Below are 18,774 nucleotides of genomic sequence, written 5' to 3' on the forward strand. Positions count from 1 at the left end.
ATGGAAATTAATAAAAAACAATCGCTTAAGGATGCTTTAAAAAAAATGTCTATTGAAGGCAAAAAGTGTCTGATTGTAATTGATGATAAGAAAAAATTCTTAGGCACTTTAAGTGATGGTGATATCAGAAAGGCATTGCTAAAGGGAAAAAATCTAAAAACACTTATCAAAGATTTTTTTAATTCAAAATCTACCTTCTTTACAGAATCAAATTTTAAAGAATCCGATGCTAAAGAGCTGTTTCAAAAAGAAAGATTTGAGGTTATTCCGGTTATAAAAAAGAATGGAGAAATCTTGAAAATTCTTGAATGGACTGATTATTTTGGACCAAAACAAAGGGATAATGATTTAAAAGGAGTACCAGTAGTAATAATGGCAGGTGGTAAAGGCACAAGGCTTAAACCTTTTACGCAAATTTTGCCAAAACCTTTAATACCCATTAATAATAAAACGGTTTTAGAGAGAATAATTGAGCCATTCCATTTCTCTGGCGCTAATAATTTTTTTCTTACTGTAAATTATAAGGCTCGAATTTTAAAAGCTTTTTTTGAGGAACTTGAACCTGATTTTAAGGTAAATTTCATTGAAGAAAAAAAACCTCTTGGCACAGCTGGATCTATAAAGAATATTCCAAAAAAAATTAAGTCATCATTTTTTGTTACTAATTGTGATGTAATTTTTAAAGTTGATAGTAAAGAGATAATGAATTTCCATAATACAAACAATTTTGATATCACTTTGGTTGCATCAACAAAAGAGATAACCATACCTTATGGTGTTTGCAATACTTTTAAAAATGGACAACTAAATAATATTGAAGAAAAGCCAACCTTTGACTATCTTGTGAACACGGGGCTATATATTCTTAAACCAGAGTTATTAAAACTTATACCTAAAAATAAATATTTCGATATGACTGATCTTATTAATGCCGCGAAGAAAAGGAAGAAGAAAATTGGTGTATTCCCAATTGATGAAAATGAATGGGTCGATGTTGGTCAATGGGAAGAATATGAAAAGGCTAAATCAAGATTAGAGTGATAAAAAAAAAGGTTAGTCTATTAGGCTTTGGCTCAATTGGAAAAAAGCATTTTTCAAGTCTTAAAAAATTTATTCCTGAAAAAAATATTCAAATTATCTCGTCTCAAGATTTAGAAATTGAAAATATATCCAAAAATATTCAAGATCTTGATAAGTTTGATCCTGATATAATTATAGACTGCACTCCGACACACCAACATCTTAAAAACTGCAACTACATTGAGAAATCTTTAAAAAATAAATACATACTTGTAGAAAAACCTATCTTCGTAAAAAACGAACAATTCTCAAGTGAAAATAATACGTATTTTTGTGCTTATAACCTGAGATTTCACCCTTTTATCGAAATTATAAAAGAGAATATTTCTCAAAATAATATAGAAAAAATAATATTTAACTGTCTCTCTTACCTTCCAAACTGGAGGAAAAAAGACTACACAGAAAGTTATAGCTCAGATGCAGAAACTGGCGGAGGTGTAGCATTGGAGCTTAGTCATGAAATAGATCTTGCCCTTTCTATTTTTGGTTCCCTTCAAATAAAAAAATGTATTTATAAAAAGCAATCAGATTTAGATATACAGGCAAATGATTTTTTATTTTTGGATTTGGAAACTAAAAATAAAATTAAATGTGAAATCACATTAGATATCGCAAATAACGACGAACAAAGAGATATAACTCTATTTTCTGATAAGGTAAAAATTAATTTAGATTTTCTTACATCAGAAATTAAATATATTTCTCCTAAAACAAATGCAATCCTCGATACAAAAAAAACAAATTTCTTTATTCAAAATACTTATGATGAACAAATTAAATCTTTACTTGATAATGATGTAAAAAAACTATGTACTTTAGAAGAAGCTTTAAAAGTTTTAGAGTTTATTGAGGGACTACAAGATAATGAATAATTTATGTACGATTTGTGCACGTTCTGGTTCAAAAGGTGTGCCAAATAAAAATATTAAGAAAATTGCAGGAAAACCACTGATTCAACACACCATAGAACAAGCAAAAAAAAGCAAAATTTTCTCAGATATCATTGTTTCATCTGATTGTAAAAAAATTTTAAAAATAGCTGAAAAACTTGGAGTTCATACCTTAAAAAGAACTAATCAATTATCAAAAGACTTTGTTGGCAAAGTTGATGTAATTAGAGATGCAGCTATAAAAGCCCAAAAAATGTTGGACAAAAAATTTGATAATGTAATCGATTTGGATGTAACCTCGCCATTGCGTCAAGTTAGTGACATTCATAATTCTTTTAAAAAATTTCAAAATGGAAATTATCAAAATTTAATTACTGGCTGCGTGGCTAGAAAAAATCCATACTTTAATATGATTGAAATTAAAAAAAATGTATTGAGCATTTCAAAAAGAACAAATAAAAAAATATATTCTCGACAAAAATCACCTCAGGTTTTTGAAATGAATGCATCAATATATATCTGGAAGAATAAAGCCTTGATGAATAAAAGTAATTTAGTAACATCAAAGACTGCCTTTTATGAAATGCCTGAGGAAAGGTCAATTGATATCGATACGATGCTAGATTGGAAAATAGTTTCTTTCCTCATGGAGAAAAAATAGTGTCTATTAAAAATAAAAAAATTTACGTTTTAGGTGGTAGTGGAACAATAGGTTTACCTGTTGCAAAATTTCTTAAAGATAATGGGGCTAAAGTCATAAACCTAGATATTAATAATTCAAATAATGATTTTATTTTCGAAAAAATTGATGTCGCTGAATTAGAGGATATTGAAAAAAAATTATTAGAAATAACTGAAAAACATGGAGATCCTGACGTTTTCATAAATTGCTCTTACCCTAAAACTGATGAATGGGCAGATCTAACATTTAAAACCTCAAATTTAACTAATTTTAAAACAAATCTAGATCTTCATCTCTTAAGTTATATTTGGATTTCTAATTTATTTGCGCAGCAAATGGTAAGAAAAAATACCAATGGAAGTATTATTTTAACAAGCTCAATATATGCAACTATTCCGCAAAAGCAAAATCTGTATGAAGGAACAAATTTAAGTGAAAATATTGCCTACCCAGTAATTAAGGCAGGAATTAATCAACATTGTAAGCAAATGGCATCTTTCTACGGAAAAAATAATATTAGAGTGAATACTGTTAGTCCAGGTGGTTTAGAGGGGAAAATTGCAGGAAAAGAATTGCAACAAGATGAAGCTTTCAAAGAAAAGTATATTTCTAGAACGCCGATGAAAAGAATGTGTAAGCCATCAGACCTTGTTCAAACATATCTGTTCCTATCTTCAAATGATTCCAGTTATATAACTGGTCAAGACTTTATAGTTGATGGTGGATTTTCTTTAAATTAATCCTTTATAAACTTAAAAGTGCAACCGAAAGGCTTTTCTCCCCATTTGGAAATCTTTTTTGACTCATTCTCCATAACTTTATGTACAGAAAAACCATTTTGACTGGCTTTTTCAACTATAAACTTTCTTGAAAGCAGCTGCACATGACTAGAGCAAAAAATTATTTCATCCTTCGATGAAAAGAAGCCATTTTTTTTGGAATTAGCATAATTTTCTGCAAGCTCTGCTAAGGGTGTTGAAAGATAAAGTGCTCCATTTTGCATTAAGTGATAATTTGCAGACTCAAAAAATGAAGAACAATCATTAAAATGCTCTATGCTATGGAAACTATAAATCAATGAAAAAGATTCTTTCTTAAATAAACTTTTTTCATAAAATTCATTTTCAATGTCTAAATCTAAAAATTTCTTTGAAGCCTTATATTGCCCAACTGATGGCTCAACGCCTTTTACATCGAAACCTTTCTTTTTAATTAAATCAAGAATTTCTCCAGTTCCTGAACCTACATCAAGGATTTTTTCATTTGGAAAATTATTTTTTGAGGACTCTTTGATTATAAAATCAGAAAATCTAGAAATATATTGATTGTGTTTTTCATTCGAATCTTTGATTTTTGAGAAATAGTGAATATCGTCGTCCCCTACTCTATTTGATCTATTATTTTTTAATATAAGATTTAGACTTCCACATTTTTGACACTTTTTATATTTCAATAAGTCGTTTTTACTGGTAATAAAATATTTATATTTTAAAAAACTTTGCCTAAGCCAAGGCCAAAAAAATAGAAACCTTAATCTATAAAATACTGATCCCAAGAAACTTGAATCTAATAAAGATACATAGCCAGCTAAATCAATTTTTGCTATTTGTTTGGCATCCAAACTGCCTGAACAAATATTGCAGTGATTCTGATCAGACTCAAATCTGTTTCGAAATTTTGCAAAATACCAAAAAAGACTGCAAAAAACTTTGAAATAAATAAAAGCTAGAACTTTAAAAATCATATAAAAATTATATTCCAAAGGTTTTTTTTTAAAAACTTCAAATAAGGGCTCTATTATTTCTTATGTTTAACTTAACAAAGTGTTAGAATGTGGCATTTATTATGGCTAAAGAAGTTTTTTGGTGCAGTTCCTGTCTAAATATGTCTACAAGACCTCGAATTACTTTCGATCAAGAGGGTAGATGTAATGCATGCCAATGGTCTGATGAGAAAAAGACATTTAATTGGAAAGAAAGAGAAGAAGAGCTTAAGAAAAATCTAAAAAAATATACTAATGCCTCAGATAATTACAAAGTCATAGTTCCAGTAAGTGGTGGCAAAGATGGCTCATACATTGCTCACAAACTCAAAAGCGACTATGGCGTTGAGCCATTGTGTGTAACTGTAAGACCACCCTTAGAAACAAAAATAGGACAAGAGAATGTTTATAACTTTGTAAGTTCAGGTTTTTCACATGTACATGTAAGTCCCGATGAAGAGGCAATGGCTGCTCTGAATAAATATGGTTTTATCGAAAAAGGCTTCCCTTATTATGGATGGTTAATTTGTATTCATACTGCAGTTCTACAAATAGCTAAAAGGTTTAATATTGGACTTATTTTTTATGCTGAAGACGGAGAAATTGAATATGGCGGATCAACAGAAAAGAAATTTCAGGCTACTTATGATGTCAGTTATCAACGAAAGGTTTACCTTGAGGGAGGATATGAGAAAGTACTTGAAAAAGCTAGGCTTGATGAATCAAAGTTATTCTGGTTTAAATTTCCAAGTGAGGAAGATTGCAAAAAAATTACGCTTACGCATTGGTCTTATTATGAGGCTTGGGATTCATACAGGAATTATCTTGTTGCAAAAGAGCATTGTGGTCTGAAAGAAACTGAAGATACAAATACTGGAACCTTTACTAATTTTGCCCAGAATGACCAGGCACTTTATGCTTTACATGCTTATTTAATGTATCTGAAATTTGGATTTGGAAGAGCAACTCAAGATGCTGGAATTGAAATAAGAAGAGGTGCAATGACGAGAGATCAAGCAATCAGTCTCGTGAATTTATATGATAATAATTATCCAGAGAATTTCTTAGATCTATATCTCGATTATTATGAAATGACCGAAGACGATTTCAATAAAGTCATTGATAAATGGGTAAATAAGGATTTATTTGATAAAGTAAATGGAAGATGGCAACCAACATTTACCATTAAATGACAACATCTTCTACTGCAATAATTGATTATAAAATGGGGAACATTTGGTCTCTAAAAAATGCTCTTGATAATTTAAAAATAAAATATCAACTTGTATCAGATCCAGAAAAAATAAATGATTTTTCTCATATAATTCTTCCAGGGGTAGGCTCTGCTAGAGAAGCTTATAACAGATTAGAAAAAAGTGGTTTTGTAGAGAGTATTAAAGAAGCTGTACTTGAGAAAGAAAGAAAAATTCTTGGTATCTGTGTTGGTATGCAATTAATGGGTTCGTCAACAGAAGAGGATGGTGGATCAAAAGGCATTGGCTTCTTTAAAAATAAGGTGTTAAAACTAAAAGAAAACGGTGGTATTAAGCTACCACATGTAGGTTTTAATAATGTTCAAACAAATGAAAGTGTACTTTTTGATGGATTAAAGCAAAAAGACTTTTATTTTGTCCATTCGTATGCGATGGAGTCTACAAGTGGTGACTATGAAGCAGGTACTACAGACTACAAACAAAAATTTGTATCCGTAGTTGAAAGAGAAAATATTTTTGGTACGCAATTTCACCCAGAAATTAGTCAGAAAAATGGCTTAATTCTACTAGATAATTTTTTTAAAAAATGCTGAAAAAAAGAATTATATTTACTCTACATTATGATAAGGGCTTCTTTAACTTAAGTAGAAATTTCAGACTACAAAAGATTGGTGACCTCAATTGGTTATTAAAAAACTACAATTTCTTAAAAATTGCCGAGTCAATAGATGAATTAATCATAATTGATGTTTCTAGAGATAATAGAGAGCACGATAAATTTTTGGAGAATGTATCAGAAATTACTAAAAATATTTTTGTTCCAGTATGTTTAGGGGGAGGCATAAGAACACTTGAATATGCCAAGAAACTTTTTGAGTCTGGTGCAGATAAAATTAACTTAAATACCTCACTGTTTCATGACCCATCTTTAGTTGATGAAATAAGTAAAACTTATGGAGCCCAAGCAATAATTGGACATATTGATTTTAGAAAAAAAGAGAATGATTACTATGTTTATACGAACAATGGAGCTAAAGAATTTTCAAAAATAGATATAGCTTTTATGGAAAAAATTCTTGAACTTAATTTTGGAGAGCTCCTTCTTCATTCTATGGACAAAGATGGTACTGGGATGAATTTTGATTATGAAATTATGAAACATCTTCCCCAAAATAATAAAAAACCATTAATATTTAGCGGTGGTGCTGGGAACTATCACCACCTCAAAGAGGGTCTAGCACATAAAGACATAGATGCAGTATCAACAGCAAATTTATTAAATTTTGTTGGAGATGGTTTAATAAATGCAAGAAAAATAATGTTAGATGAAAAATATCCTCTAGCTAAATGGGAATAAATGAAAAGAGTACTATTTATTGTTGATCACAAACATAGAGATCTCGCTGCTTCAGCTCTTATAGGATTTTATCTTAAAAAAGATGGTTATGAAGTCGCATATTGTGCACCATGGCACGAAGATAAAATTGTTAAAGAATTCTCTCCAAACATAATAGTTTTACCAAAACCGATATATAAAAATCATATTTTCGCTAGTTGGAAAATTAATGATATTAAGGTAGCTGTCAACGATGTAGAGGGAAATTTACAACAGAAAGAGTTCGGATTTTTAAAGCCAAAAATTTTTCCAGATCAATATTTTTACTGGAACGAAATTTTTTATGAAAGGCAAGGAGAATTCTTTGAAAAAGAACAAAATGGGTTTACTGGTAAAGCTCCAGAAAGAATACTTATAGGTTGTCCAAGGATTGATTTTTTACACCCAAAGTTTGATTCAGTTAATAAAACCAAGAAAGAGCTATTAAATGAATTCATAATACCTTCAGATAAAAAAATTATCACAATAGCAACTGCTGGTTCAAGTGCTGATTTATCAGATGAAGACCTTCATAAAGTTCAAGAGAATGTAAATACGAGAAATTCAAACCCTCCTGACGTCTTTCTTGAGGCCTCAATATACAGAGAGTTAAGAGAAATGACAGTAAAAATTATCGAAGAAGTTGCTGCAAATTTTCCACAATATCATGTTGTTTTAAAGCCACATCCTAATGAAGTTCCAAAATTTTGGGTCGAACTTGTTGAAGAAAAGAATCTCAAAAATATCACTATAATGAAATCAGGAACAATAAATGATTTATTGAACTTGGCTGATATACATATGGCTCATAACGTATGCACATCAACTTTTGAAGCAATGATTAAAAGAGTTCCATCAATAGAAATGCAAACTGAAAGAAGTAAGATCTTGTTTTCTGAGAAAGATTTAAAATTACCATTATTTCCAGTGAAAAATGCTGATGAAGCACTCAGATCTATAATTAAGATCGAAGATGATAGAAATAAATGTACTGATAAAGGCTTTTTGTTGGCTAATGAATTTTGTGAAAAATGGTACGGAAAGTTTGATGGGAAAAGATGCTTGGAATATGCTGAAAATATCAAAAAGCTAAGCAATAAAAAGATTTTGCTTTCAAAACTATCGAAGACCAAGATGTATTTTAGATTTATTATTGGAAACGAAATTTCAAAGCTGATAGGGAAATTTCAAAGACTAAGCATGAAAAAGATTTTAGAAAAGGTTAAGGGGATTAAACAAAAGGATTGGACTGATGAAAGGCATGATAAAACTATACAACCTGGTGATGAAAAATTTTGGTTTGAGAAATTTGAAAAAATAATAAATGAGTGAACTTCATAGAAAAAATACATATCAAAATAAAACTATATTTATTGATGGTATGTGGAGATGTGGAAAATCGTTGCTTACTCCTCTTGTAGGTGCTCTAGATAATGTAGATAAAGTAAAATTTGACTACCACTCTGAATGGGTATCTGTTCTGCATTTTCTTGGGAAGGTGGATTTAAATACAACAAAAATTCTTCTAAATATGTATTCAGATCTTACAACTTATAATAATTTTCTTGGTAGAGAGATTAATATCAGACCAAAAGATGACTCTGGGATTTTTAAAAATCCAAAATCACTCAACTATTTATTAAGAATATTTAAAGATGATACCTCTGATATATCAAAAGAAATTGAAATTAAAAAACCTATACAGCTTATTAATACTCATAATGTCTTTCAAATTAGTGAGCCACTAGTAGAAAGTTTTAATGAAAGGCTCCTTTTTCTAAGGTGTGTAAGAAATCCTGTTTATAATATCCTCGATTGGGCTGAATACTTCGAAAAAGTAGGCGAGGATCCAAGAGAAATGAATTTTTATTTGAGTAAGAAACAGATTCCATGGTTTGTTTCTCAAGATAATCAAGATTTATTTGCCAGCGTCTCTTTAATAGAAAAGGCTGCAATTATGTATATTGAACTTGAGTCACTCTCAGAAAAAATTGAGAGCAAAAAAATCTTTAATGAGAAAAATTTACTTGTAATTCCCTTTGAAAAATTAACTAAAGATCCAAACTTTTTTATGTCTGAAATTTGCAAAAGACTAGATATTGCAAATGACAAAAGTTACCAAAAACTTTATAAAAAATTAAAACTACCAAGACCTTCTAACTCAATTGATGAAAATAAAGCTCTTAAAGATAAGATAATTCAAAAAATTGAAAATCACTCTATAAAAAATAATTTAGAGAACCTTATTAGTATTTATGAATCAAAATATTCATAAGTTTGATACCTTAGAAACCTGGCAGCATGCTATTTGCAAACATCTTAGTCGTTTTAGCTCAGATGCTAATCTAATAGTTCCTGGAGGTTCAACGCCTATTTTTTTATTTAAAAAATTTTTTAATGAAAAAAGATTTAACCAATTGATTTTAAGCGACGAAAGAATTACGAGTGATAAGGAGAGAAGTAATTTTCTTACAATATCTTCTTTAACAAATTCCAATATTTTTAAGTTATGTGATTTTCCAATTAGTAACCATAAAAATATTTCATTAAACAAGATCTCCGATGCTTTGAATAAGATCAAACATCCTGATATTGCTTTACTTGGATTGGGTGATGATGGTCACTATGCATCAATATTTCCCTCAACCGAAGTTATTGAAAATGATGAAAGTAATAATTTGAAAATAATTTCTACAAAAATTGGTGGTAGTTTTGAATATAGAATTACACTTTCAGAAAAATATATTAAGAGGACTAATGAGATTCTTTTTATAGCTAAAGGTAAGAATAAATATGATCTTATAAATAAAATTGAAAACAAATCTGAAGAGGTTACTAATTTACCAATCGGCAAGCTTATAAATAGTTATAATGGGAAACTTAATATAATGTATTGTGTAAATGACTAGATTGAAAGTTCATATAACTACCCTTCCATTTAATAAAGACAACTTGGCTTTTCTCGAAAAATCATTTGATGTGACAATAAATCCTCTTGGAAGAAAAATTAAGAATGAAGAAGTTTATGAACAAGTTAACAAAGCAGATTATGTTATTGCTGGAACTGAAAAATATGATCAAGAATTACTAAGCAAGCTAGTAAATTTGAAAGGTATATCAAGAGTTGGCATTGGAATAGATAATATCGATTTAGATATTGCAGCAAAAAATAATATAAAAATTTTTAATACTCCTGAAGAGCCAGCAATAGGAGTTGCTGAACTTACACTAACATTTATATTAAATTTGTTGAGGGAAATTTCTTCGCATCAACATAATTTAAATCAAGGCAATTGGAAGAGAACATTAGGTAAATCCCTTAATGAAGCAACTATCTCATTAATTGGAGGTGGAAGAGTTGCAAAAAATGTTAGTAAATTTTTACTATCTGCAGGAGTCAAAAAAATAAAAGTTTTTGACATACTTGATTTAAGTACTGACCCAGACTGGAGACATGAAAGTATATCTATTTGTGGATTTGAAGAGTGTCTTAGCAATTCTGATATTGTTTCCCTGCATGTGCCTATGAATGAGGAAAATAAAAATATGATTTCTAAAAAAGAACTCTTAGTTATGGGTAAAAACTCATATTTGATAAATGTTAGTAGAGGTGGATTGGTTAACGAGGAAGATTTATACGAAGCTTTAAATTCCAATCTTATTAAAGGTGCAGCTTTAGACGTATTTGCAACTGAACCTTATGAGGGAAAGCTTTTAGAATGTAAAAATCTAATTGCAACACCACATGTAGCATCATCAACAGAATATGTTCGAGACCAAATGGAACGAAGGGCTTGCGAAAATTTAATCAATTTATTGGATGAGTGATATTAAAGAATTAATTTTTAGTTCAAAAATCATCTTTTGGGACTTTGATGGAGTAATTAAAAAATCAAATCAAGTAAAAAACGACGCTTTCTTCAATTTATTTGAAGATATTAAAAAAGAGCAAAAAGAGTATATTCTCAGCCATCATATTAACAATCAGGGGTTATCAAGATTTAAAAAAATTCCTTATTACATGGAGTATTTAGGTATAGAGATAAAAGAAAGTAATGTTCAAGCATATCTTAATAGATTTTCGGAATTAGTATTCGATGGTGTGATCAATTCAGATTGGGTTGAGGGGGTGCTTGAAATATTGAGTGAGTTAGATAAATCGATATTGATTACTGCTACACCACAGGATGAAATTGAAAGAATTATTGAAAAAATTGAAATAGGGAAATTCTTCAAAAAAGTTTATGGCTCACCAAAAACAAAAATTGAGTGTGTTGAAGATTTTATCGAATCAAAAGATATAAATTTAAATAGCTGCCTATTCATTGGTGATTCAAAATCAGATCTTCAATGTGCTAATCACTTTGATATGAAGTTTCTTTTTATCAAGAATGAATACAATAAACACGTGATTGTTGATGAGGATATTCCTCAAGTAGAGAATTTTTTATAGCTTAGGTATATTACAACTGGAGTATAATGTTCAGAATTTATGAATAATACAATCTGCATAATACCGGCTAGGATGGGCTCTTCAAGATTCCCTGGGAAAGCTTTAGAAAAGATTTGTGATATTGAAATGCTTCATCATTGCTTTATAAGGGCAAAGTTAGCAGAATGCTTTTCCGATATCTACATAGCTACTCCAGATCAGGAAATTCATGATTTTAGTAAATCTATTGGTTGCAAATCTATAGATACTAAAGATACTCATACAAGATGTACCGAAAGAATAGCTGAAGCAATTACAAAAATTGATGATTCTTTTGAAAATGTTGTACTTTATCAAGGAGATGAGCCTTTATTTTCTCCTGAAATTTTGAAAATGCTTGCAAATTACATTTCGAATAATGCTGACAGAACAGTTACTCTTATGGATGAGATCTCAGAAGAACAAGCCGAAGATTTAAATAATCCAAAAGTAGTAGTTGATCTAAATAATTATGCTGCATTCTTTTCTAGAGCTGCAATACCAGGATCTCTTAAAGGTCATAGTGAAAAGTTCTTTAAACATATAGGAGTTGTAGCTTTTAAGAAGTCTCTTCTTTATGAATATGCCAATATGGCTGAGGGTCCTTTAGAACGTGCAGAAAGTATCGATATGTTAAGATTCACTGAACATAGTGTTCCAATTAAAATGCTTTTATGTGAATCTAAAACAATAGGTGTTGATACGCCTAAAGATTTGGAAGATGTAGAAAAGCTTATGGTCAATGATAGTTATTATTTAAGGTATAAATAAAATGGCAAAAAAGGTATTAGTTGTAGGTGGCTCAGGTTTCTTAGGAAGCCATGTTGCAGATGAACTTACTGAGAAAGGTTATGAAGTAACTATATTCGATCAGAAAAAATCAACTTGGATAAATGACAATCAGAAATTTATAGAAAGCGACTTACTTGACAGAGAACATGTAATTAAAAGTCTAGAAGGATTTAACTTTGTCATTCATTTTGCTGGTATCGCAGATATTGGAGAGTCAAAAGAAAAACCGCTTGAAACTATCGAAACAAATATTATTGGGACAGCAAATCTTCTTGAAGGATGTAGAAAAAATAAAATTGAAAAATTTATTTTTGCTTCATCTGTCTATGTATTCAGCAAATATGGTTCCTTTTATGGAAAATCAAAACAGGCCTGTGAATTACTGATTGAGGAGTATCAAAATGAGTTTAACCTCGACTATATTCATGTTAGGTATGGCTCTTTATATGGTCCTAGAGCGCAAGAATGGAACGGTTTAAAAAAATACATATCAGAAATTATAAAAAATAAACAAATAGATTTTTCAGGAAATGGTGAGGAAAAGAGAGAGTACATTCATGTTAAAGATGCTGCAATTATGACGGCAAGTCTTTTAGAGAGCGATGAAAAAAATATTGCTGTGAATATTACAGGCCATCAAGTAATAAGCACCTTGGATTTATTTAAATTAATCTTTGAGGTACTGCAACTTGAAGAAAAGATTAATTTATCAAAAGAATCAAATGTTGTTTCTCATTACAAAATTAGCCCATATAGCTTTCAACCTAAAGAATCAAAGAAACTTGTTCCTAAAAAATTTATAGATATTGGCCAAGGAGTATTAGAAATAATTCACGAAATAGAGGATTCTAAGAATTAGATTCTCTTAATTCCAAAACATAATCACTACAAACACCAAAAATTTCTTTATCTAATTTTATTTTTGAAACTTCCATATCCCATTCAGGCATCACCAAAATCGAGTTTTTCAGAAGTTTTTTTCCAGGATAAACCCATACAAAATTCTTAGAAGTTAGGGTGTAGTCATCTTCTTGATGCCAGAAATAATTTGCATCTTGAAATAAGTTGATATGGTTTAGCGCCTCTAAATCTTTGCAATGAATCCAAAACCTATCAATGCTATCAAGTAAAAAGTCTTTTGATATTGGATATTGATTATAATCGTGTCCCAAGAAAAGGTTATTACTCTCATCACATCTTAGATCAATTTCAACATCGAAACCTTTTTCTAAAGCCTCACAGATTTGATCAGGATTATTTTCTTTATCTTTGTCAGGTCCTTGAAATAGACCCCGATGAGCTATGAATTTCAATTTTTAAAGTGATTATGATAAAAATCTAAATCTTCAGGTGTACCTAAGCCCCACATTTCTTCAACATCATAAATTTTTATCTTTTTCTTATCTTCAATAGCTTGATTAAAGACAGGGCAAACATAGAATTCGTTATTTACACGTATGTCTTTTTGTATCATATCTTCAGCATATTTCACATAATCAGATCCTTTGCTCCAATAATAGACCCCAACAGTTGCATCTTCAGAAATCACTTGCTTTTCTGCAACTTCAGTTACAAATCCATCGTCACCTGATTTTGCATAAGACCATTTTGGATGAGTTGCCTTAAAGGTTAAGATTCCTCCGTCTACTTTGCTTTCAGACATGTTGTACATGGTGTTTGAAGCATTCCATTTAATGTATTGATCAGAATTAGCTATAACTAATGGATTGTCATTGTTTATAAATTCTTTAGCTAATAGTGTTGTGCAAGCTGCACCCTCAGTAACTCCGCTTATTTCAATTACCTCACAATTAGGTCTTATGGCTTTCAAAAATGATTTCATATTATATTTTTCATTATGTTCTTTCTGAATAATGAATATGAATCTACCCTCTATAGCTAACGACTCAACAACAACCTGTATCATTGGTTTGCCAAAAACTTCTATTAACGGTTTAGGAAACGTATATCCTGCTTGTGCAAACCTTGAGCCTGCTCCAGCGCATGGAATAAGAACATTTATATTAGGATCAGTCCAAATTTGGTTCATGCTGCTATTATCAAACTTTTTAAGATAATTTGGTAGATTCTTCTCGACGAGATCTCTAGGATTTTTAACGGCAAATAGATTAGCTCCAGAATCTAGCGCTCCTTTTCTTCCAACAAAGGAATCCTCTATTATTACTGTTTGTTTGGGTGTAACTCCTGCTTTTAGCATGCACTGCCAATACATCTCAGGATAAGGTTTAGGAAATTTTACATCATCATTACTCACAAAATAGTCAACATCATTTATTACATCAATTTTCTGGAGCATTTTTTCTACTGTTGATCGAATGCTATTACTTGCGACCATTACCATATAATCCTTCGAAACTTCTTTAACGAGCTCTGTAATACCCTCAATTCTAATATCAATCTCATCAAGTACTTCAATGGTTCTTGTTTGCTTCTCTTCCCATATTTCTTTAAAAAACTTTTTATCTAAACCTTTTTCTTCATTAAGAATCTCAAGCTTTCTTTTAGTTGGTAGTCCATCATATTTTTCAAGATGCTCCTCGTAAGTGATAGATATATTAAATTTAGCTAATGATTTATTAAGTGCTTCGAAATGAAGCATTTTAGACTCCATTAGAACGCCATCAAGGTCGAAAATAACTAATATATCTTGGTTTTTCATAGAATTTGGTAATTATATTGAACTTTCTGATTAATACAATTTAATTAGAACTTAACATATAATATTCGACTATCGTGAAATTTGGTCTAATTATCCAAGGCCCTCTATTATCAATAGGTAGAGGTGTAAGTTCGTACAAAAAAAAGGCAGAAACGAGCGAAAATGAAATCATTAAACACCAATGTGATGAAACAATAATTTCTAATATTGAAAACTATGGAAATTTGTTCGAGAAAATAATTATTTCTACTTGGAAAGATGAAAAGATCTCAAAAAAATTATCAGAATATATAAAGTCTAAAAATAATGTTGAAATCTATCAATTTTCCAAAAGTGATGTTCCAGAACTGCCAAAATTAAAAGTGCCATCTTCTTGGAGCAAAGAGATGAGCTCTATTATGAATGTAAACAATAATTTAAATCAGTACACAGGATGCAAGTTGGGGTTGGTGAAATTAAAGGATGTTGATTTTGTTATAAGAGTAAGGACTGATCAAGAAATTAATATACAAAAATTAAAGGAATTTATATTAGAAAACCCAAAAAAGATCGTAGTTCCTGGAATATTTTTTGAAAATTATATATATCAAATTGCGGACTTTTATTTTGGTGGCAGTTATAAAAATATTCTTAATTTTTTTGAAGCATGTTCAAAAAATATTTTTGATTTTTCCCCACATATTAATCCGATATCTTGTCTAGCAAATAGTAAATACCTTGATGAATTAAATATGAATTCTGAGGTACTTTATTATTCAAAGGAGTCTTTTCAGTACAAAATTATGCAAAATTTCGTAATTAGTAAGGCATTGTTACCAAGTCCCAGCAGCATTTATCAAAAAATTTCTTGGCGAGGAGAAAAGGCTGGAACAGAGTGGAAAAATCAAAATAAAAACATATATTTCTATGAAAATTTCTCAGATATTAAACAATTGGTATTGCCTGAGTCTAATAGAATAATAGATTCAAAACTTTATAGCTCTAAATCAAACTTTTTTACTAAAGTACTAAGAAGATTAATTAAATTAGAATTATTCAAATGAAAGAATATTTAATACGTATTTACTCATTACTTTATGAAGATAAAAAAAGACTTCCATTACTGCTTGTACTGTTTTTACTTACTTCATTTTTTGATGCGTTAAGCCTAGCGATTTTATTTCCATTTATACAAATACTTGTGAATTTTCAGGATTTTCAATCTAGTTATGGATGGTTTTTTGAGAGCATAAACCTTACTTCGAAATCGGAAATTATTACATTCTTAGGCATTACACTTGTTTCACTATTCATTATTAAAGCTCTTGCTTCAATCTTGGTAAACTGGGCCATTTTAAGAATAACCTACAATAGACAAGCAAAGATTAAAACATCTCTACTACATAAATACCTTAATATGCATTACAGAAAGTATATAGAAGGAAATAGTGCCAGATACATTCAGATGATTCAAACAATGAGTATGCAATTCATTAAAGTTTTGCAAGGATTTTTAAGGCTTCTTTCAGATGGTCTTATTTTTCTTTCGATAGTAATTGTTTTAGCTATTGTTGAAGGCCCACTTTTAATTTATGTCGGCGGCATGATGATAGTTCTTCTTTTAATATATGACATTTTTTTCAAAAAACTTTTAGATAGCCAAAGTAGAGCTATTACTGACTCTAGTGTACAAGTCACAAAAACAGTAAATGAATCAATCCAAGGTCTTAAAGAAATTAAGATTCTTGGAAAACAAAACTTTTTTGAAGATATTCTTAAGGAAAATGTAGACATTTATGCAAAAAATAATATTTATGCTGATCTAATAAGAACGCAGCCAAAACACATTATTGAGTTGATATTTGTAATTGCTTTTACTTTGGCAGTTGTGTTCTTTACTCCATTACAAAACGATTTTCAGAGCTTAATACCCACGCTTGGAGTATTTCTCTTTGCTGCAATTAGGTTAATGCCTACCCTTAATCAAATGCTTGCTTCTGTAAATGTTCTTAGAATAGGCTACTATCCCACTACCCTTCTTTTTGAGGACATGACAACAAAACAAGACCTTGAAGAAGATGATTATAAAGCAAATGTCTTAAAAGATGGCTTCACCTCCATGCTTTTGAAAAATGTATTTTTCTCATATAAAAATGATAAAGAACATCAATTAAATGGTATTTCATTACAGGTTGATAAAAATAAATCGATAGGTCTTTTTGGACAATCTGGATCAGGAAAAACAACTCTTGTCGACGTGATGTTAGGTCTACTAGAGCCAAGTAAAGGCGAGATTCATTTAAATAACAAAATTGTAAAAAATAATAAAGAATTTAGAAATTTAGTGGCATATATTCCACAAGATATTTTCATAATTAACGACTCAGTAAAAAACAATATAACTTTAACTGGGAGGGATGAAGTTATTGATGATGTTTTATTAGAAGATGTAGTGTTGAGATCAAGACTTAAAGAGGTTATCAATAATCTCCCTGAGGGAATTAATACAAATATTGGAGAAAGAGGAGTAAAGCTTTCTGGAGGTCAAAAACAAAGAATTGCTATAGCTCGAGCACTCTATAACAAAAGAGAAGTTCTTATTATGGATGAGGCAACTAGTGCTTTGGATAATAATACGGAAAAAGAAATAATTGATGAAATAAGAAAGCTAAAAGGTAAAGTTACTATGGTAGTAATAGCGCATAGGCTTACAACACTGCAGCACTGTGATGAAATTTATGAAATTAGTAATGGAAGAATTAGTGAAAAATATAACTATGAAGACATAAGTAAAAGTAAAAAATAATGAGAGCCTTCTGTTACATTCAAAAAAAATACTATAAGTGGAAGATTGATCTAATAGCAGATGATTTATTTAAAGGCGAAAAGAAAAATTGTGAAATTGAAATAGTTTATCCAGAAAATTTTTCATTAAATACTCTTTCCAAAAAGAAGAAATATGATTTTCTAGTTGGCTGCAATGTTGATGATTTTAAATTCCAGCTACTGTATAAATTTTTAGATTTCGATAAATTTATTACCTTTGATGAGGGTCAAAGAAATATAAATGAAAATGATAAATATTATTCCAAGAATTTTTCTTTTGAAAATCAAAAAAAGTTTTATTTTTTGAATAAAATTTGTGGCTTTCCATTACCTTTTGGAAAGCTCCTGGAGAAAAGTGATAAACACTATTCGTTTTTTGACCCAAAAATTTTTAATCATCCTATTAAATCGACCACGTTTCTTAAGAAGAAAAAAATTACAAAAAAGATTACAAAGATATTCTTTGGAGTAAGTAGCAATTGGGTTTTTAGTCATAGAGAAGATCTTTTGAATAAACCAAAAATCATAGAGAAGAAAATAAATGAAGCAGCTTTGAAAATAAATAAACTGTGTCCTGATCTATACATCCCCCACCCCAGAGAAGATGAGAGAATACTAGAATTACTTAATGAGAATATTACTGTTGTAAATTGTCCAAATGGAAGTGAGGATTTTGTTAATAAATTAGCTTTAAATAATGAAATTGAGGTATTTACAGAAAAATCAGGGATAGTTTTTGATCTTAACAAAAAAATAAAAATTTCTTTTATTGATTTATTTAATAGGTTTAGTAAATCTGAATACGACAAGTTTAAAAATCAATATAAAGAATTTAAGAAAAGCAATTAAATCGAAATGTTAGGTAAACTGTTGTAAATTGTCCAAATGGAAGTGAGGATTTTGTTAATAAATTAGCTTTAAATAATGAAATTGAGGTATTTACAGAAAAATCAGGGATAGTTTTTGATCTTAACAAAAAAATAAAAATTTCTTTTATTGATTTATTTAATAGGTTTAGTAAAT

General features: G+C 29.7%; 20 protein-coding genes and 1 pseudogene. 17 read left to right on the top strand and 4 right to left on the bottom strand.

Going from position 1 to position 18,774, the window contains the following annotated elements:
* From M9B42_04290 to M9B42_04305, 4 genes are read left to right on the top strand one after another with little or no spacing between them, the layout of a single operon-like run.
* A complete protein-coding gene (locus M9B42_04290) occupies nt 1–1,041 on the top strand; it encodes a nucleotidyltransferase family protein (GenBank protein URQ63993.1) in 1,041 nt (346 codons plus the stop codon).
* A complete protein-coding gene (locus M9B42_04295) occupies nt 1,038–1,952 on the top strand; it encodes a Gfo/Idh/MocA family oxidoreductase (GenBank protein URQ63994.1) in 915 nt (304 codons plus the stop codon). The genes M9B42_04290 and M9B42_04295 overlap by 4 nt, the downstream gene beginning before the upstream one ends.
* Nucleotides 1,945–2,631, top strand: coding sequence for an acylneuraminate cytidylyltransferase family protein (locus tag M9B42_04300; protein ID URQ63995.1), 687 nt, complete (start codon nt 1,945–1,947; stop codon nt 2,629–2,631). The genes M9B42_04295 and M9B42_04300 overlap by 8 nt, the downstream gene beginning before the upstream one ends.
* A complete protein-coding gene (locus M9B42_04305) occupies nt 2,631–3,392 on the top strand; it encodes an SDR family oxidoreductase (GenBank protein ID URQ63996.1) in 762 nt (253 codons plus the stop codon). The genes M9B42_04300 and M9B42_04305 overlap by 1 nt, the downstream gene beginning before the upstream one ends.
* On the opposite strand, the gene M9B42_04310 is transcribed toward M9B42_04305, so the two are convergent.
* Nucleotides 3,389–4,396, bottom strand: a complete 1,008-nt coding sequence (locus M9B42_04310) for a class I SAM-dependent methyltransferase (GenBank protein ID URQ63997.1) — start codon at nt 4,394–4,396, stop codon at nt 3,389–3,391. The genes M9B42_04305 and M9B42_04310 overlap by 4 nt on opposite strands.
* 101 nt (nt 4,397–4,497) lie before the next feature.
* On the opposite strand from M9B42_04310, the gene M9B42_04315 reads away from it, so the two are divergent.
* The 10 genes from M9B42_04315 to M9B42_04360 are packed head-to-tail and all read left to right on the top strand — an operon-like array spanning nt 4,498 to nt 13,125.
* Nucleotides 4,498–5,607 (top strand): N-acetyl sugar amidotransferase, encoded by a 1,110-nt coding sequence (locus M9B42_04315; protein ID URQ63998.1) that lies wholly within the window; start codon nt 4,498–4,500, stop codon nt 5,605–5,607.
* A complete protein-coding gene (gene hisH, locus M9B42_04320) occupies nt 5,604–6,221 on the top strand; it encodes an imidazole glycerol phosphate synthase subunit HisH (protein ID URQ63999.1) in 618 nt (205 codons plus the stop codon). The genes M9B42_04315 and hisH overlap by 4 nt, the downstream gene beginning before the upstream one ends.
* Nucleotides 6,215–6,985, top strand: a complete 771-nt coding sequence (locus tag M9B42_04325; GenBank protein ID URQ64000.1) for a HisA/HisF-related TIM barrel protein — start codon at nt 6,215–6,217, stop codon at nt 6,983–6,985. Before hisH ends, M9B42_04325 begins: the two co-directional genes overlap by 7 nt.
* The gene (locus M9B42_04330; protein URQ64001.1) at nt 6,986–8,335 is read left to right on the top strand and encodes a hypothetical protein; all 1,350 of its coding nucleotides are present in this window, start codon (nt 6,986–6,988) and stop codon (nt 8,333–8,335) included. It begins immediately after the preceding gene.
* Entirely contained in the window at nt 8,328–9,278 is a 951-nt protein-coding gene (locus M9B42_04335; GenBank protein ID URQ64002.1) for a hypothetical protein, read from the top strand. The genes M9B42_04330 and M9B42_04335 overlap by 8 nt, the downstream gene beginning before the upstream one ends.
* Nucleotides 9,259–9,912, top strand: a complete 654-nt coding sequence (locus M9B42_04340; GenBank protein URQ64003.1) for a 6-phosphogluconolactonase — start codon at nt 9,259–9,261, stop codon at nt 9,910–9,912. Before M9B42_04335 ends, M9B42_04340 begins: the two co-directional genes overlap by 20 nt.
* On the top strand, nt 9,905–10,831 hold the full coding sequence (locus M9B42_04345) for a lactate dehydrogenase (GenBank protein ID URQ64004.1): 927 nt from the start codon (nt 9,905–9,907) through the stop codon (nt 10,829–10,831). The genes M9B42_04340 and M9B42_04345 overlap by 8 nt, the downstream gene beginning before the upstream one ends.
* Nucleotides 10,824–11,456, top strand: coding sequence for an HAD hydrolase-like protein (locus tag M9B42_04350; GenBank protein URQ64005.1), 633 nt, complete (start codon nt 10,824–10,826; stop codon nt 11,454–11,456). Before M9B42_04345 ends, M9B42_04350 begins: the two co-directional genes overlap by 8 nt.
* A gap of 39 nt (nt 11,457–11,495) precedes the next feature.
* Nucleotides 11,496–12,245, top strand: coding sequence for a 3-deoxy-manno-octulosonate cytidylyltransferase (locus M9B42_04355; protein ID URQ64006.1), 750 nt, complete (start codon nt 11,496–11,498; stop codon nt 12,243–12,245).
* Between the two features lies 1 nt (nt 12,246).
* Complete coding sequence (locus M9B42_04360) at nt 12,247–13,125, top strand: NAD-dependent epimerase/dehydratase family protein (GenBank protein URQ64007.1); 879 nt, start codon at nt 12,247–12,249, stop codon at nt 13,123–13,125.
* Here M9B42_04360 and M9B42_04365 read toward each other — a convergent pair.
* The 3 genes and pseudogenes from M9B42_04365 to M9B42_04375 form a co-directional block, all read right to left on the bottom strand.
* Complete coding sequence (locus M9B42_04365; GenBank protein URQ64008.1) at nt 13,115–13,579, bottom strand: hypothetical protein; 465 nt, start codon at nt 13,577–13,579, stop codon at nt 13,115–13,117. The two genes, M9B42_04360 and M9B42_04365, sit on opposite strands and share 11 nt — an antisense overlap.
* The gene (locus M9B42_04370) at nt 13,576–14,316 is read right to left on the bottom strand and encodes a glycosyltransferase family 2 protein (GenBank protein URQ64797.1); all 741 of its coding nucleotides are present in this window, start codon (nt 14,314–14,316) and stop codon (nt 13,576–13,578) included. The genes M9B42_04365 and M9B42_04370 overlap by 4 nt, the downstream gene beginning before the upstream one ends.
* Before the next feature lie 126 nt (nt 14,317–14,442).
* A pseudogene (locus M9B42_04375) lies at nt 14,443–14,886 on the bottom strand (HAD family phosphatase).
* A 134-nt stretch (nt 14,887–15,020) separates the two neighbouring features.
* Between M9B42_04375 and M9B42_04380 the strand changes: the two are divergent.
* From M9B42_04380 to M9B42_04390, 3 genes are read left to right on the top strand one after another with little or no spacing between them, the layout of a single operon-like run.
* On the top strand, nt 15,021–15,989 hold the full coding sequence (locus tag M9B42_04380; GenBank protein ID URQ64009.1) for a hypothetical protein: 969 nt from the start codon (nt 15,021–15,023) through the stop codon (nt 15,987–15,989).
* Nucleotides 15,986–17,731: an ABC transporter ATP-binding protein/permease gene (locus tag M9B42_04385; protein ID URQ64010.1), complete on the top strand. Its 1,746-nt coding sequence runs from the start codon at nt 15,986–15,988 to the stop codon at nt 17,729–17,731. Before M9B42_04380 ends, M9B42_04385 begins: the two co-directional genes overlap by 4 nt.
* Entirely contained in the window at nt 17,731–18,600 is an 870-nt protein-coding gene (locus M9B42_04390) for a glycosyltransferase family 52 (protein ID URQ64011.1), read from the top strand. The genes M9B42_04385 and M9B42_04390 overlap by 1 nt, the downstream gene beginning before the upstream one ends.
* Nucleotides 18,601–18,774: the final 174 nt, after the last annotated feature.

Source organism: SAR86 cluster bacterium, assembly GCA_023703535.1.
Taxonomy (GTDB): Bacteria; Pseudomonadota; Gammaproteobacteria; order Magnimaribacterales; family TMED112; genus TMED112.

Excerpts from the sequence above, each read along its gene's own strand:
- M9B42_04290 (URQ63993.1), top strand. The coding sequence starts at position 1 with ATGGAAATTAATAAAAAACAATCGCTTAAGGATGCTTTAAAAAAAATG.
- M9B42_04300 (URQ63995.1), top strand. The coding sequence starts at position 1,945 with ATGAATAATTTATGTACGATTTGTGCACGTTCTGGTTCAAAAGGTGTG.
- M9B42_04310 (URQ63997.1), bottom strand. The coding sequence starts at position 4,396 with ATGATTTTTAAAGTTCTAGCTTTTATTTATTTCAAAGTTTTTTGCAGT.
- M9B42_04315 (URQ63998.1), top strand. The coding sequence starts at position 4,498 with ATGGCTAAAGAAGTTTTTTGGTGCAGTTCCTGTCTAAATATGTCTACA.
- hisH (URQ63999.1), top strand. The coding sequence starts at position 5,604 with ATGACAACATCTTCTACTGCAATAATTGATTATAAAATGGGGAACATT.
- M9B42_04325 (URQ64000.1), top strand. The coding sequence starts at position 6,215 with ATGCTGAAAAAAAGAATTATATTTACTCTACATTATGATAAGGGCTTC.
- M9B42_04330 (URQ64001.1), top strand. The coding sequence starts at position 6,986 with ATGAAAAGAGTACTATTTATTGTTGATCACAAACATAGAGATCTCGCT.
- M9B42_04335 (URQ64002.1), top strand. The coding sequence starts at position 8,328 with ATGAGTGAACTTCATAGAAAAAATACATATCAAAATAAAACTATATTT.
- M9B42_04340 (URQ64003.1), top strand. The coding sequence starts at position 9,259 with ATGAATCAAAATATTCATAAGTTTGATACCTTAGAAACCTGGCAGCAT.
- M9B42_04345 (URQ64004.1), top strand. The coding sequence starts at position 9,905 with ATGACTAGATTGAAAGTTCATATAACTACCCTTCCATTTAATAAAGAC.
- M9B42_04350 (URQ64005.1), top strand. The coding sequence starts at position 10,824 with ATGAGTGATATTAAAGAATTAATTTTTAGTTCAAAAATCATCTTTTGG.
- M9B42_04355 (URQ64006.1), top strand. The coding sequence starts at position 11,496 with ATGAATAATACAATCTGCATAATACCGGCTAGGATGGGCTCTTCAAGA.
- M9B42_04360 (URQ64007.1), top strand. The coding sequence starts at position 12,247 with ATGGCAAAAAAGGTATTAGTTGTAGGTGGCTCAGGTTTCTTAGGAAGC.
- M9B42_04370 (URQ64797.1), bottom strand. The coding sequence starts at position 14,316 with ATGAACCAAATTTGGACTGATCCTAATATAAATGTTCTTATTCCATGC.
- M9B42_04385 (URQ64010.1), top strand. The coding sequence starts at position 15,986 with ATGAAAGAATATTTAATACGTATTTACTCATTACTTTATGAAGATAAA.
- M9B42_04390 (URQ64011.1), top strand. The coding sequence starts at position 17,731 with ATGAGAGCCTTCTGTTACATTCAAAAAAAATACTATAAGTGGAAGATT.